The organism is Photobacterium sanguinicancri (assembly GCF_002265265.1).
Taxonomy (GTDB): Bacteria; Pseudomonadota; Gammaproteobacteria; order Enterobacterales; family Vibrionaceae; genus Photobacterium; species Photobacterium sanguinicancri.
Genome location: NZ_NOIF01000126.1, coordinates 1 through 15,277, shown reverse-complemented (window position 1 = coordinate 15,277; position 15,277 = coordinate 1). Strand labels below are relative to the sequence as shown.

Below are 15,277 nucleotides of genomic sequence, written 5' to 3'. Positions count from 1 at the left end.
ATTTACATATGAATGAATAAAAATAATACAGGCCTGCAAAGTGTGATTCGAGCCGCATAAAAGCGCCAGGTAATTGTTATGATTCCAATTTTGGGTAATTAGTTCTTACTGACGATCTTGTTGGTATTAACGAGTCACAGCAGTATTTAACTTGTGATCGCCACATATTAAAAGCTGATGGTTAATAAGCCTGCAATAAAAAGCTCAGACCATAAAAAGCCCAGCGAATAAGCTGGGCTTAAAGAAAATAGTGCCGAACTAGGTGTTAGTGATGCAACTGCTGATCAACTGCAACAGCTAGTGCGACGGTCGCACCCACCATAGGGTTATTGCCCATGCCGATGAATCCCATCATAGCTACGTGGGCTGGTACGGATGAACTCCCTGCGAATTGAGCATCGGCGTGCATGCGGCCCATGGTATCGGTTAGGCCGTAAGAAGCAGGGCCAGCTGCGACATTATCTGGGTGTAAGGTACGGCCTGTACCACCGCCTGATGCGACAGAGAAATACGGTTTTTGCTGGGCATTGCGTTCTGATTTGTAGATCCCCGCCACAGGGTGTTGGAAACGGGTTGGGTTGGTCGAGTTACCCGTAATGCTGACATCCACTTGTTCACGGTGCATGATCGCCACCCCTTCGCGTACATCGTCAGCCCCATAGCAAAGAATGTCACCGCGTAATTCGTTCGAGAAACGACGGCGGCTCACTTCGATTAATTCACCCGTATCGTAATTAAATTCGGTACGCACATAGGTAAAGCCATTAATGCGTGAGATCAGGTAAGCGGCATCTTTACCTAAACCGTTTAGGATCACTTTCAGTGGTGATTGACGGGCGCGGTTAGCGTTCATTGCAATTTTGATTGCCCCTTCCGCCGCTGCGAAAGACTCATGACCTGCCAAAAAAGCAAAACACTGGGTATTTTCATTCAATAAACGCGCCGCAAGAGCGCCATGGCCTAAACCTACTTTTCTCTGTGCAGCCACGCTGCCTGATTTACAAAAGGCTTGTAGCCCTTCGCCAATGGCAGTGGCGGCAGCTTCTGCAGTTAATACTTGGCGGTGTAGTGCAAGTGCAGTACCGAGGGTATAAGCATCACAGGCATTATCAAAAGCGATAGGCTGGGTGTCTAATACAATATCTTGTGGCGCAATCCCAAACGACAGGCAGTATTGTTTTGCCTCTTCTAACGACGACATGTTCATTTCTTGTAGGTATTGGTTAACTTGTGAATTCATGATGCAGCCCTCGTTATGCGTTGCGCGGATTGATAGTGGTAACAGCTTCGTTAAAGCGACCATAAACGCCTGTTGCATCGGACATGGCCTCTTCGGCTGACATGCCTTTTTCAACACTTGCCATCATTTTTCCGAGGTTGAGGTATTGGTAACCAATCACTTCGTTGTTGTCATCGAGTGCCAGTTTCGTTACGTAACCTTCGGCGAGTTCCATATAACGCACCCCTTTAGCGGATGTGGCGTAACTGGTACCGACTTGGCTGCGCTGGGTTTTACCTAAATCTTCCAGTGCTGCGCCAATTTCTAAGCCGTCTTCAGAGAATGCAGATTGGCTGCGGCCATAAACAAGTTGTAAGAAGATTTCACGCATGGCGACATTGATAGCATCGCAGACTAGGTCGGTATTGAGCGCTTCAAGCAGGGTCTTACCCGTCAGGATTTCTGCCGCCATTGAAGCCGAGTGGGTCATGCCCGAACAGCCAATGGTCTCGATGAGTGCTTCTTCGATGATGCCCTTTTTGATATTAAGGGTGAGCTTAGCCGCGCCTTGCTGTGGTGCGCATGTGCCCACGCCATGGCTTAAACCAGAGATGGCAATAACATCGGTTGGACGGATCATTCGGCCTTCAACAGGGATAGGCGCAGAGGGGTGTAAATCGCCACGTTGAACGGGGCACATAGATTGAATTTCAGAAGAGTATTGCATGGCGTTTTCCTTAAAATGTCAGGAAAACAAGTGGGGTTGGCATGTCATATCCCTACAGAAAAATACTACCAATTTGAACAAGCCGCTGATTGAATGCTGACGACAAAAGCAATATAAAATCGAGTCAAAACAATTGTCATTAGTGGTGCTAATAACAATAATTTTGATTAAGCGATAAGGGCTTTCATCCGTTACAAGGATCATGTGTTTGTTCAGATTGATATGAGCCACATCCGTCGCTCACCAACAGTTACACCTGTTTTCTTTTCTGTAGGAGTCATCAGCCACATGGCGGTTGTTACCAATCCCATCAATTATCAAATCATTTTTACTGAGTTAATTAACGGTATTGGTATGGTAGGTGGAACCCCATCACCTTTGCTAATCATGCTACTGCTAAAACATGATGTGCTGCAATCGACTTTTTAGACGCGTTTTCTCTATAAAACGGTTTCTTTAGTATGAAATTAGCATAAAAGCGTGATGAGCATCACGCCGTTTGCGTGAGAGAGATGGTGTGTAAATGGTAACTGCTGTTTGTTTTATTATTTTACTAAACCATGCAATTAGCATGGTTATTATTGGTTATAAGACACAAGACAAGCAGTCGCTTGCTAGCTTGATTAATGATACGGGGAAATATAAGCCCCGATTAAAAAATAATAATCATGTTGGCTAGAGGGTAGTATTAATGAATACTCCTAAACTGATCGCGATGGCTGTCGTTCTGACATCCGTCGTGGCTTGTGATGATGATGCTGTAGAAGACAGTACCAATCCTGTTGTTTCCGTTACAACTGAAGATACTAATGTTCCACCCGAGCAATCCCCTGAAAACCCACCAGCAGGTGATGAGTCTGACGGTGATGGCGGTGTGACGCCACCTCCAGCTGGTGGCGGGGAAGAACCACCACCGCCAACTGATGGTGAGGGCGGCGGAAGTGGTGGCGGTTCGGGGGGAGGAGATGATCCTGCTCCAGAGCCAGAGCCAGAGCCAGAGCCAGAGCCAGAGCCAGAGCCAGAGCCAGAGCCTAAAGTTGATATTGATGGTTTGTCTTTACCTGATTTAAGCCAATCTGGTGATTTCGAAACCTATGTCGATGGTCAACCCCAGTATTACACCCGCATTTCAGCCAGTTTTGGTAACGTTTCAGGCCAAGACAACACTCCCTTTGATAATCGAATAAAAAATGCAGGCGCTAACCTAGGTCGCGTCCTTTTTTATGATAAGCGTCTTTCTTTTAATAACACGGTTGCCTGTGCGTCTTGTCATCAGCAAGAGCATGGCTTTTCTGATCCTATGGTGTTTAGTGATGGTTTTGATGGCGGAAAAACAGGCCGTCATTCCATGAGCTTGTCTAATGCCGCTTACTATTCGCCAAGAAGTTTCTTTTGGGATGAAAGGGCTGATACGTTGGAAGATCAAGTGCTGATGCCTATTCAAGATGGCGTCGAAATGGGGATGAACTTACTCGATCTCGAAGTGAAGTTAGGACTAACCAGCTTTTATGGTCCGATGTTTAATGAAGCGTTTGGTGATGAAGCGATCACTAGCCATCGTATTGCAAAAGCATTAGCCCAATTTATTCGTGCCATGGTGAGTTATCAATCTAAGTATGATCGGGCATTTACTGTGGGAACGTGGAATGATCCCAAGTTTGAAGAGGTGTTCACCGAACAAGAAATGCTCGGGCTGCGCTTATTTTCTGGCGTGCCAGGCGATCGTAATGGCTCGTTAGGATGTGATACTTGCCATCATACATCAGCTCATACCGCAGATCAGGCGCATAACAATGGGTTAGACGGCAATAATGCACCCGACCAAGGGGCAGGTAATGGCTTCTTTAAAGTGCCTTCGCTACGCAATATCGCCGCCAGTCCACCTTACATGCATGATGGTCGTCTTGCGACCTTGATGGATGTGGTGGAGTTTTATAACAGTGGCGTGCAAGCACATCGTAATTTAGCCCCAGCATTACGTCGAAACGGTAGCCAATCGGGCCCACCAGTGCGCTTTAACCTCAGCCAAGAAGAGAAAGAAGCCTTGGTAGCCTTTATGGAAACATTAACCGATGACACCTTGCTGACGCATCCTATTTTTAGCGACCCATTTGAGGAATAACCTTACCTATCTTGCTGGCAATAAAAACAGTTTCCCTGCTTGCCGAGTCGATTAGCGACTCGGCTTTTTTTGCTTAATCAGCAATCAGCAATCAGCAATCAGCATGGCACAACTGTTTTCGGGTAACGTTAATGTCTGCTCATCAGGGTTAAAGCAGACACCTTGCTGCGCTAATATTTCTTGGTTCATCTTTGTTGGCACATTAATTTGGGTACTGTATTTGCCTTTATTGATTGCCACTAAGCCTTCATCATTACCGCGTGAAAACACCAAGAGATCTGGCGTTTGATGAAGTACTGTCATTGGCTTGCTTTGCATGCGGTTATGAAAGTGGATCATTTGCTGCAAGGTTGGGTTTTTCCAGCAATCGAACCAGCGTGGCTCACCGGATTTATTGTTAATGCCGCTGGTATCCAAATCTGAATAAATCAGAGGAACACCGCCATCACGCCCAAGAATGTAACAATAAGCTAAGCATTCAAGGTGTTCTGGCATGACTTGATCTAAGAAAACATCGTTATTCGGGATGTCATGGGTGATAGCAAAGGTAATGGCACGATCATGTGCTAAAGCTGACCCAAGCGAGTATGGATTTATCAAGCTAGCCATGGTGCTATCTGGTTTTGATAGTGTGTTTTTTAGGGTATGAAATAACGGAAAGTCGTACGCGCCCAAATACGTATTGGCTAGATAGGGCTGCAAGAATAACTCGTACTCTTCTTTCGTTGCGCCGCCATCGGTAATGATCTCGCCAAACACGTGGGTTTCACTGCTGATTTCATCGTCCCACACTTGGTGAAGGTGTTCGAGGGTCATGTGTTTAGCTGCATCAATACGGAAACCTTTTACGCCTAATTGTTTTAGCGCTTTTAGGTATTGCTTTTGTGCTTCGACCACTTTTTCTGTGTACTTTAGCGTGGGTAAACCAGGGTCACGATCGCCACTACTGATTCGGCCGTGCTGTACTTCCCATGGATCGGTCCAGTCTTTGATTGGAAAGGCCAAGACAAAATCTTTGTCGGTAAACAGTGGCTGATTTAAGTCGCCGAACAGGGTGAGCTCTCGGTAATGGTCAATATTTTCCTGATAATCAGCCAAGACATCAGTATTTGGGTAAATTAATGCTTCATTGATTTCTTCTTCGTTTGCCATGTGGTTAAAAACGACATCAACGTAAACATGGATATTCTCTGCCGACAGGGTATGAATCATTGTTTTAAAATCAAGCGTATTGCCCAGCTGGTTGTCGATTACGCGATAATCCTGCGGTTGGTAGCGTTGCCACCATGGCGTGCCATCTTCCGTTTTAAGTGATTTCATTGGCGGAGAAATGAGTACGGCTTTGAAGCCAGCTTCAGCAATCGTTGTTGCTTGTTCTTTAATACGGCAATAAGGCCAGTCAAACGCATGCAAGATAACGTTTGTTGCCTGCGAGTCAATGGCGTTGATTGGGTTTGAAATTGCTTTCATCGTAAAACAACCTTTTTAAATATTGGTTGAATAGTAATGCGAGTTTGTTTCAAAAGCCTCCTCTCTTTGATGAAATTAGAGGGTAGGAGTCGCAAGGATGAGACGCGATGAGGTAGATAACCCAAGGTGGACAGCTCATTATTACATCAGATATTTACTGAAAATTATGCAACTGGATATGCGGTCTAAGGCTGGTTTTATATAGTAATGCGGATATTTAAGAATGGAAATATGCTAGCTAGATAACATAACTGTCAATTATGTCGATAAATATAGCCGAGGTGGATGTTTTCAGGTGTATCTCAATACTACTCTGGTAAAGTGCAACTTAATAAAGCGCCCATAATAAAGTCACAAATATTGTGAGCGAAGTTCAAAAAATAGCCTAAATGAGAACGAGAAGTAAACATGTATTTTAACGCTGATTCCAATATTCAGCCATCACACTCATCAATGACAATTGGCGTGGTAGTTCCTTTACTTAGTGGTTTTTATTTAGGTGAAATCACCTCTAGTTTGCGTTTGATCGCTCAACAAAAAGGGGTGAATTTAATTCTTATTCGAAGTGGTGGCTTTGACGATTACAGTCATCCTTTAGCGTTCGATCATCTCGATGGTCTTTTTACTATCTTAGATTCAGCCTCTCCTCAATTACTTCAACTCGCCATAGAGAAAGGCATCAAGGTTATGTCCCTTGGTTACACTTACTCAGGGCTTGATGTGGAAACGATCTGCAGTGACCAAAAGCAAGGTATTGAAGCGGCTTTTAATCATCTTGTAAAACTTGACCACAGAAAGATTGGTTTTTGTGGCAATTTAGCCGTGAAAGATATTCAAATTCGTTTCAAAGCTTATCAAGAACGATGTGAATATTGGGCTATTAATGCCCAATCGGATTGGATCTTTGCTGTTGAAGAGGCGACCTTACCTGGTGGGCGTGATGCGGGTCGTCAGTTTGTTGCGCGTAATTCCGATTGCACCGCAATTATCTGTGCGACGGATTACAATGCGGTAGGGTTGATAGAGCAATTAAAAACGGTAAATATTTCAGCCCCTGAGCAGCTAGCTGTTGTGAGTGTTGATAATACATTACTTGGCGCACGTTTCGCCCCGGCTTTGACCACGATTGATCAACAACTAGAGCATCTTGTCGATCGGGCGTTAAGCCGTTTGATTGAGCGCATAGAAGGTGGGGCTTATCAGGCTAATGAAATAGTCATCCCCCAGCAGTTGATAGTGCGTGACTCGTGTGGTTCACCACAGAATGAAAAGTGCTCTTATGACAATATCAACAATGTGCGTCAACAGCTGTTAGATGATTTAGCCAATCGACCAGAAGCGGTGCATGAATCATTCTTCAATCTTGCCCAGCATGGCTTTCATTCTTTGCTAAACTTACCGAGCGTTTATGAAGTATCGCTAAAGTGGGCATCGTTTGCATTGAACTATCATGCTAATGGGCAAGATAACTTATATGTAACGCAGGGTTGTGCGATGGGTGAAGAGGCGTTGCACGGCAAAGATATCGCCCAACATGCATTCTCATTGGCACAATACCCACCGAATAAACTTTATAACTACACCTTACCTGACCCCTACCTTATTACCTTACTTCCTATACCCGAAGAGTCGAATGGCTTATGTGGCGTTGTCGCTGTGGTTGATGATTTGCATTCTTCTTCTAGTGCAAGTGGATACAGCATGTTTAATAACTATTTAGATATGTTATCGCTGTTTATTGAGCGTGATGCCTTGATTGAATCGGTGAAGTTGCGTGAGAAAAAAGCCAAGGATATGGCGACTAAAATTCGACATTTGGCTTATTACGATACGTTGACTGGTATTCCTAACCGTATCATGGTGAAAGAGCAGCTCGAACGTCATATTCAACAGCGGCCTCGTGTCCCTCACGCTGTGATGCTGATGGATCTTGATCGGTTTAAGTTCGTTAATGATACCTATGGCCATGATGTTGGTGATGCGCTTCTTCAGCATGTCTCTGCGGCCTTACGACGAGTGAGTCGCCGCAATGATATGTTGGCGCGATTAGGGGGGGATGAGTTTTTATTTTTTTGTGATGTATCTACAGACTCAGAAGCTTTGCTGCTTGCGAATCGAATATTAGCGGAAGTGGAAATACCGTTCTTGTTTAAAGGCTTAGAACTCACCACCCAGGGGAGTATTGGTATTGCTTTTTACCCTCAAGATGGCGCAACAGCGGATGATCTGATTAAAAAAGCGGATATTGCAATGTATCGCGCTAAGCGACATAGTTCGGTGAACGCGATGCTATATGATTGTTCAATGGATTCTGATGTGCAGCTACAAGCAACATTAGAGCAACTGCTGCGTCAGGCAATTGAAAATGAAGATCTTAGCGTGCATTTTCAACCGCAATATAACCCATACACAGGTAAGATCTATGGTGTAGAAAGCTTGGCGCGGTGGTATTCACCGACATTAGGGCATATTAGCCCCGTTACTTTTATTGCTGTGGCTGAAGAGAGCGGCTTGATTTACAAGCTGGGTGAGCTAGTGACGCGTAAATCGGTACGGGAGCATGTGCGTTGGTCTGCGATGTACCCCAATCACATATTAAAGCTGTCGATCAATGTGAGTCCGGGTCAGTTGATGCGTCCCTATTTCGCTGATGATTACATCGGTCTTATTTTGCAAGAGGGCGGTAACCCTAAAAACATTATTATTGAAATCACGGAAACGGCGGCGATCACAGACCTTGAACAGTGCGTCGCGGTCTTAAACAAGTTTATTGATGTCGGTTTTGAGATTGCACTCGATGATTTTGGTACTGGCTATTCATCCCTATCACTGCTTAAGCAGCTTCCACTGAAATACGTCAAAATAGATCGTTCATTTATTATGGATATCGATACCGATCAGTCGAGTAACGATATTGTGCGATCCATTGTGATGATGTGCCATTCTTTTGGGTATTGCACCTTGGCGGAAGGTGTTGAAACGCCAGCGCAAATTGAACGGGTAAAAGAACTAGGCTGTAACCTCATTCAAGGGTATGTGTATAGCCGTCCACTGCCTGTAGAAGAGCTTGATTTATTGTTACAGCGTGAATATAACCAGATCTAGTTAAACGGGGTCATCTATCCCTATCTGTGCTGCACCTTCACACAATGAAAGATTTTTGTACTACCGAGTCTGATATTAGTCACAGCTTCTGCGGCTAGGTGTCTTTTTTTACTCCTAAAGTGTCTACATTCCTGTTCATCGCACTACTACATAGCAACTTCTACCTACCCTACATAATAAGCGAAGATTGCTGGTGGCGTGGTATCCCCAACTTATCCTTGTTAATCATTGTATAGAGATACCCAATATGCCGAATAAACCGTTACTGTTAGCTATGGCTGTTTCAGCAAGCTTATTTGCTACTTCTGCTCAGGCAGATGTCATTTTGCATGCCTTTAACTGGAAATATAGTGATATTACTGCGAATGCGAGCGCGATTGCGCAAGCTGGCTACAAGAAAGTATTAGTTGCCCCTGCAATGAAATCATCAGGCAAAGAGTGGTGGGCGCGCTACCAGCCTCAAGATTTACGTTTAATTGATTCAGAACTCGGTAACAAAGAAGATTTAGAAGCCTTAATTTCAGCACTGAAAGCACAAGGTGTCGAAGTGTACGCTGATGTTGTTTTAAACCACATGGCCAATGAAAGTTGGAAGCGTAAAGATCTTAACTACCCAGGGAAAGAGTTACTGGACGCCTATAGTCAAAATGCCGCTTACTACAATCGTCAGACATTATTTGGCGATTTATCAAAGGGGCTGTTTTCAGAGAATGACTTCCACCCTGCGGGTTGTATCAGTGATTGGGATAGCCCTGGTGATGTACAGTACTGGCGTTTATGTGGCGCTGACGGTGATACAGGGTTGCCTGATTTAGATCCTCGAGAGTGGGTTGTACAACAACAGAAAAATTATTTATTGGCATTGAAAAAAATGGGGATTAAAGGATTTCGCATCGATGCCGTCAAGCACATGAGCCCGTATCAGATTGATCAGATCTTTAGCCCTGAGATCACACAAGGGATGCACGTTTTTGGTGAGGTGATCACCAGCGGCGGTAAAGGAAATAGTAGCTATGATAAATTTTTAGCGCCGTATTTGAACAATACTAATCATGGAGCGTATGACTTCCCGCTTTTTTCTTCGATTCGCTCTGCATTTTCGTATGGCGGTGGGATGAATTACCTACAAGATCCGCAAGCTTATGGTCAAGCATTACCGGATAACCGCGCTATTACGTTTACCATTACACACGACATTCCGACCAACGACGGATTCCGCTATCAAATCATGGATGCTGGCGATGAGAAGTTAGCCTATAGCTATATCTTAGGTAAAGATGGTGGCACGCCATTAGTGTACAGCGATGATTTACCTGATAACGAAGATAAAGATAACGGTCGCTGGGCTGATGTTTGGAACCGTTCAGACATGGTGAAGATGGTTGGCTTTCATAACGCCATGCAGGGTAAGACCATGGAAGTGATGTTCAGCGATAAATGCATGTTGATTTTTAAACGTGAAAAAGCAGGGATTGTTGGCATTAATAAATGTGGTGAAGCTCGTTCACATACCGTAGACACGTCACGATATGAATTAAATTGGCATCAAGCTTACCGTGATGTGTTAAGTGGTGATTCAGAGACAATTACATCACGCTATCATACCTTCACTATTCCAGCTCGAACCGCAAAAATGATGAAAATTTAACCTAGGTTTAGTTTCTAACACCAGTTAGTTACATTTTTTTTCGTTTTTTTTTAATAAAGCCTTGGTGCATGCGCCAAGGCTTTTTTGATCTATTCGTTGTGCCAATAATGCAGATGTTAATTCTATGTGTCGCCTTGTTAGGCAAGGGTTCTCACCCGAATATATTGGCTGTTGTCTTTTTTCAGGAACATATAAAGCACTATATTTGTTACAGCACTAAACATTTTGATTCTGGGGTATGTTCTGGGGTTATTGATGATTGCACTGGTTATTCTTCTTAAATGTCCGATAATTATTTAGTGTGCAAAGTATGATATCTTAATGTGAGCACGCATTAATGTGCTGCATGGAATGGATAATAAATAAGGAATGTTTATATGCGAAAGCTACTCGCGACTTCAATACTCTTAGCATCAGCCTCTTTTTCGGTTTCTGCCGAAGAGTGTGGCAAGGTAACTATTGCTGATATGAATTGGAACTCAGCAACCCTCATCGCTCATCTAGACCAATTTATTCTCGATAAAGGTTACGGCTGTGATGCCGAGCTTGTTCCTGGCGATACTATGCCAACAGGTACTTCCATGATTGAAAAAGGCGAACCCGATATTGCGCCTGAGATGTGGAGTAACTCGATGAAAGAAGCGCTCGATCGTGGTGCGAAGGAAGGTCGACTTCAATTTGCGGGCTCAATATTTAACGAAGGTGGAGAAGAAGGTTTTTGGGTTCCAGCTTATATGGTCGAGAAAAACCCCTCTTTAGCAACCATTGAAGGTGTTATTGCTAACGCGAAACTTTTTGAGCACCCAGAAGACAAATCTAAATCAGCATTTATGAGTTGCCCAGCGGGTTGGAACTGTCAGATCACAGCAGGCAACCTCTTTAACTCAATGAAGCTTGAAGATGCAGGTTTTGAACTGATTGATCCAGGTTCAGGTGCAGGCCTTTCAGGTTCAATTGCTAAAGCCTATGAGCGCAAAGAAGGTTGGTTTGGTTATTACTGGGCCCCAACGGCTGTTTTAGGTAAATATAAAATGGTTAAGGTTGATTTTGGTTCTGGTATAGATGAAGAGCACTTCCGTAGCTGTATCACCAAAGAAGAATGTCTAGACCCTAAAACAACCATGTACCCACCATCACCAGTTGATACTGTGGTAACAACGTCATTCTCTAAACGTTCACCAGAAGCGATGAGTTACTTAAATGCGCGTTCTTTCAGTAATGCACAAATGAATGAGATTTTGGCATGGATGGAAGAGTACCAAGCCGATGGTGAAATCGCGACGGAGCATTTCTTAAAAGAATACCCACAAACATGGACAACATGGGTATCACCAACGGTAGCTGAAAAAATCAAAAAGGCTTTATCTGAGCTTTAATTATGGTTATAGCCCGTCACGATGACGGGCTTTTTGTATTTAATACATACTCAAGGATTGATGTTGTATGTCTGAACAATCTTGGTTAAGTGAAATTCCGCAGTTGGATCGACACCAACTGCTTGATATTCGAAAAACGTTGGATGGCGCATATCGTGCATTTTCGCGTGAATATGGCGATGCGATAGAAGCGGTATTTGATCCGCTATTAACTTTTCTTATTTGGTTTGAAAAATTATTGCTGGGCACACCTTGGTGGCTAGTGATTGCTGTATTAGCAGGGCTTGCTTATGCTGCGAGTCGTTCTTGGAAGTTAACTCTGGGCGTTGTTGTTGCCTTCTTCTTAATTGGCTTTTTTGGTATGTGGGATAACACCATGCGTACCATGAGCATTATCTTAGTCTCCACCTTTGTAGCGATAGGGCTCGGGATCCCCATTGGGATAGCCATGGCTCGCTCTAATCGTGTGCAGTCGTTTGTTACCCCGCTTCTCGATATTATGCAAACCATGCCAGCGTTTGTGTATTTGATCCCTGTGGTGATGCTATTAGGTATAGGTAAAATTCCAGGTGTGATTGCTGTTGTGATTTACGCCATTCCGCCTGTGATCCGTTTGACTAATTTAGGCATTCGATTAGTTGATAAAGAAGTGTTAGAAGCGGCAACCGCTTACGGAGCCAGTCCAACTCAACGTTTGTTTGGGGTGCAGCTACCTCTCGCGATGCCCAACATCATGGCTGGTATTAACCAAACTATTATGATGGCACTGGCGATGGTGGTGATTGCATCTATGATTGGTGTTAAAGGGTTAGGTCAGCCAGTACTTAAATCCATTACGAACCAATACTTCACATTAGGATTACTCAACGGGTTAGCCATTGTGGCACTTGCCGTTATTTTTGACCGTGTAACGCAAAGCTACGCGAAACGCACTCAGCAGCACCTTGGAGGGCATGATCATGGATAAGACGACACAAACCCCACTGATCAGTGTGAAAAACTTATACAAAGTCTTTGGCCCAAATGACAAAAAGGTACTTGAGCAAGTTAAAGCGGGCAAATCGAAAGACGATATTCTAGCGGATACAGGTCACACCGTTGGTTTGAATGACATTAATTTGGATGTTTACCCTGGTGAGATTTTTGTTGTAATGGGTCTATCTGGCTCGGGTAAATCAACCTTGATACGTCACTTTAACCGCTTAATTGAACCGACAGCGGGTGAGATCGTAGTACAAGGTGATGATGTCATGACCTTAAACAGCAAAGACTTACAAACTTTCCGTCGCCATAAAATGTCGATGGTGTTTCAACGCTTTGGTTTGATGCCACATCGTACGGTATTGGAAAACATCTGTTATGGCTTACACATCCAAGGTGTGCCAAAAGACGAACGTCAACAGCGTGCAATGGAGTGGCTGGAGACGGTCGGCCTAACAGGCTATCAAAATCAATATCCCGCTCAGCTTTCTGGTGGTCAGCAACAACGTGTTGGTCTTGCCCGTGCTTTGTGTACTGATGCTGATATTTTGCTGATGGATGAAGCATTTTCGGCCTTGGATCCACTGATCAGAAGCGAAATGCAGGACCAGCTGATTGAGCTGCAAGAAAAGCTCCATAAAACTATCGTGTTTATTACTCACGACTTAGACGAAGCACTTCGCCTAGGGGACCGTATTGCGATATTGCGTGATGGTGTGCTTGTACAGCAAGGTCGTCCGGTTGATATTCTGCTCAACCCTGCAGATGATTACGTAGAAGCCTTTGTTAAAGACGTTAACCGCGCGCGTGCATTAACGGTAGAAACTGTGATGAAACCGCAGGTTGTCCGTATTTCCGCTGAAACAATTGGTGAGGCGGTTGCAGAAATGCGTAAAGCGAAAGATGACTATGGTTACTACGTGAATGATGATGGTTACCAAGGTGTAATTACCCAAGAGACATTAGAAAGTGTCGATAAGGCGGATTACAGTAAAGCAATCGATGCGTCGTTACTTGAGGATGTACCCGCTATTCAAAGTGATGCGATGCTTGAAGCGGTTATCCCTGAAACCTTAGATAACGATCACCCGCTGCCAGTCCTGAATGCCGAAGGGGACGTTGAAGGCCGTTTATCGCGCTCTACATTAGCAGAAGTGCTCAGTGAGCACAGTAGTGCTGAGGGGAGTGATGAAAAAAAGTCGGCAACGAATAAGTCTTTAGCCGCTTAAGTTGATGGCTGACAGACGGAACATACAATAAAACGAAAAAAGCACACGAAAGTGTGCTTTTTAGTTTGAATCGATGTTTATAAGCAGCTGATACGGAATGAGTCATCTAGCGCCAGAGGAAGAACTAACGTACTAAATTGCATCTGTTTAGATTGAGTACACATCGCATTTCTAGCCGCTTCATCATTAACATACTTATTTAAATATTCAGCGTTTAGCACCGCTTTTCCATTTTGAATAAATGGATTAAGTAAATGACACTCGTTATATTCAGTGCATGATTCATTAATTGCAAAGTCATAGTAATCAACCAATTCAATGATTTGGTCTAGATCATTTTTAAGGCCGATAGAAAGACTCAGTTGGTGTGACGTATTAGCAACAGCACGATTATAAGCTAGTTGGTCTGTATTGGTTAAGTTAATGCCAGTGCTATTGGTATAACCATCCATGTTATCGAGTTCGACACCATCACAACCTTTTTCTTTAGCTAGTTCTAATCGCTTAGTCATGATCGAAATAACATTCTTCGAACGGATATCTAACCAACGTTCACCCGGCCAGCCATCAAGGTTATTACCTAAATCACTTTCTTTGAATTCCTTTGCATCTGGTCGCCAATCTTCATAAGACCCTGCAGAAAAATAACAAATAACTTTCTTACCTGACTGTTGGAGACCTTGAATTAAATCTGTTGATGAATCAAATAAATCAATGTTGTAGATGTCTACATTATAAGAGGTATTAACTGTACCGCTGAGCTGCCATTGCCAGGTTGTTAATGGACCCGGACGGTACCAACTTCCATTAGTGATTGGCTCTACATTTGGGTCGAGTTCTGGCACATCAACGACAGGAGGGGTAACCGGAGGCGTTGGTTGACCCGTTGGTGGCGTAACAGGAGAGCTCCCTGAGGACTTGTCGTTGTTTTCTGCTTGCTCTGATCCAGAGTTACAACCAGCAAGTAGTAGAGATGAAACCAATACAGCAGATAATAATCGCATAAGCTCTCATAATATGTATTATCTATTAAGAATAGATATGTAGACTTGAGTTCTATATACACAGATTTAGTCAGCCATAATGAAATATCATAGACTGGTTGTTTGTATATATTTAATGACGGTTAAGCTTTATATGTTGTTGCTATTAATGATTATTTAAAAATAGGTGGACATAAAATAAATCGACAATGTTAATTTATTTACATTGAAAAGTGCTAATTAATAAAATTGCATATTAATATGGGTGGTCGTGTTTACCTAACGTTTTACGCTGCTATTTTAATCAACTTTGTTACTTGATTTCAATATGCAATGATTTTAATGGAGAGTATTTAACAGAACCATGACAAGAAAATAAAGCAGTAAATATGATGAGTGTAGGTTTGTTTTTAATTC

General features: G+C 43.5%; 10 protein-coding genes and 1 riboswitch. Of the genes, 6 read left to right on the top strand and 4 right to left on the bottom strand.

What is annotated here, in order from left to right; all coding sequences use genetic code 11:
* Nucleotides 1-265 precede the first annotated feature (265 nt).
* Together ASV53_RS16765 and ASV53_RS16760 are read right to left on the bottom strand one after the other, a co-directional pair.
* The gene (locus ASV53_RS16765; RefSeq protein ID WP_094957927.1) at nt 266-1,240 is read right to left on the bottom strand and encodes a GGGtGRT protein; all 975 of its coding nucleotides are present in this window, start codon (nt 1,238-1,240) and stop codon (nt 266-268) included.
* 13 nt (nt 1,241-1,253) lie between these two features.
* Entirely contained in the window at nt 1,254-1,946 is a 693-nt protein-coding gene (locus tag ASV53_RS16760) for an iron-sulfur cluster assembly scaffold protein (protein ID WP_094957926.1), read from the bottom strand.
* A gap of 264 nt (nt 1,947-2,210) precedes the next feature.
* A riboswitch (Fluoride riboswitch) is annotated at nt 2,211-2,332 on the bottom strand.
* Between the two features lie 305 nt (nt 2,333-2,637).
* On the opposite strand from ASV53_RS16760, the gene ASV53_RS16750 reads away from it, so the two are divergent.
* Nucleotides 2,638-4,068, top strand: coding sequence for a cytochrome-c peroxidase (locus ASV53_RS16750; protein ID WP_239928827.1), 1,431 nt, complete (start codon nt 2,638-2,640; stop codon nt 4,066-4,068).
* Between the two features lie 84 nt (nt 4,069-4,152).
* On the opposite strand, the gene ASV53_RS16745 is transcribed toward ASV53_RS16750, so the two are convergent.
* Nucleotides 4,153-5,538 (bottom strand): alpha-amylase family glycosyl hydrolase, encoded by a 1,386-nt coding sequence (locus tag ASV53_RS16745; RefSeq protein ID WP_094957924.1) that lies wholly within the window; start codon nt 5,536-5,538, stop codon nt 4,153-4,155.
* Nucleotides 5,539-5,946: 408 nt separating this feature from the next.
* On the opposite strand from ASV53_RS16745, the gene ASV53_RS16740 reads away from it, so the two are divergent.
* The 5 genes from ASV53_RS16740 to ASV53_RS16720 all read left to right on the top strand — a co-directional run bounded on the left by ASV53_RS16740 (nt 5,947) and on the right by ASV53_RS16720 (nt 13,877).
* Complete coding sequence (locus ASV53_RS16740; RefSeq protein WP_094957923.1) at nt 5,947-8,643, top strand: EAL domain-containing protein; 2,697 nt, start codon at nt 5,947-5,949, stop codon at nt 8,641-8,643.
* A gap of 247 nt (nt 8,644-8,890) precedes the next feature.
* Nucleotides 8,891-10,291: an alpha-amylase family protein gene (locus ASV53_RS16735; protein ID WP_189337898.1), complete on the top strand. Its 1,401-nt coding sequence runs from the start codon at nt 8,891-8,893 to the stop codon at nt 10,289-10,291.
* Nucleotides 10,292-10,668: 377 nt separating this feature from the next.
* The gene (locus tag ASV53_RS16730; protein ID WP_094957922.1) at nt 10,669-11,667 is read left to right on the top strand and encodes an ABC transporter substrate-binding protein; all 999 of its coding nucleotides are present in this window, start codon (nt 10,669-10,671) and stop codon (nt 11,665-11,667) included.
* Between the two features lie 67 nt (nt 11,668-11,734).
* Nucleotides 11,735-12,634: an ABC transporter permease gene (locus ASV53_RS16725; protein WP_094957921.1), complete on the top strand. Its 900-nt coding sequence runs from the start codon at nt 11,735-11,737 to the stop codon at nt 12,632-12,634.
* A complete protein-coding gene (locus ASV53_RS16720) occupies nt 12,627-13,877 on the top strand; it encodes a quaternary amine ABC transporter ATP-binding protein (RefSeq protein WP_205049206.1) in 1,251 nt (416 codons plus the stop codon). The genes ASV53_RS16725 and ASV53_RS16720 overlap by 8 nt, the downstream gene beginning before the upstream one ends.
* Before the next feature lie 77 nt (nt 13,878-13,954).
* Here the strand turns inward: ASV53_RS16720 and ASV53_RS16715 are convergent, their stop codons facing one another.
* Nucleotides 13,955-14,881: an endo alpha-1,4 polygalactosaminidase gene (locus ASV53_RS16715; protein WP_094957919.1), complete on the bottom strand. Its 927-nt coding sequence runs from the start codon at nt 14,879-14,881 to the stop codon at nt 13,955-13,957.
* Nucleotides 14,882-15,277: the final 396 nt, after the last annotated feature.

Excerpts from the sequence above, each read along its gene's own strand:
- ASV53_RS16725 (WP_094957921.1), top strand. The coding sequence starts at position 11,735 with ATGTCTGAACAATCTTGGTTAAGTGAAATTCCGCAGTTGGATCGACAC.
- ASV53_RS16740 (WP_094957923.1), top strand. The coding sequence starts at position 5,947 with ATGTATTTTAACGCTGATTCCAATATTCAGCCATCACACTCATCAATG.
- ASV53_RS16750 (WP_239928827.1), top strand. The coding sequence starts at position 2,638 with ATGAATACTCCTAAACTGATCGCGATGGCTGTCGTTCTGACATCCGTC.
- ASV53_RS16715 (WP_094957919.1), bottom strand. The coding sequence starts at position 14,881 with ATGCGATTATTATCTGCTGTATTGGTTTCATCTCTACTACTTGCTGGT.
- ASV53_RS16720 (WP_205049206.1), top strand. The coding sequence starts at position 12,627 with ATGGATAAGACGACACAAACCCCACTGATCAGTGTGAAAAACTTATAC.
- ASV53_RS16760 (WP_094957926.1), bottom strand. The coding sequence starts at position 1,946 with ATGCAATACTCTTCTGAAATTCAATCTATGTGCCCCGTTCAACGTGGC.
- ASV53_RS16745 (WP_094957924.1), bottom strand. The coding sequence starts at position 5,538 with ATGAAAGCAATTTCAAACCCAATCAACGCCATTGACTCGCAGGCAACA.
- ASV53_RS16730 (WP_094957922.1), top strand. The coding sequence starts at position 10,669 with ATGCGAAAGCTACTCGCGACTTCAATACTCTTAGCATCAGCCTCTTTT.
- ASV53_RS16765 (WP_094957927.1), bottom strand. The coding sequence starts at position 1,240 with ATGAATTCACAAGTTAACCAATACCTACAAGAAATGAACATGTCGTCG.
- ASV53_RS16735 (WP_189337898.1), top strand. The coding sequence starts at position 8,891 with ATGCCGAATAAACCGTTACTGTTAGCTATGGCTGTTTCAGCAAGCTTA.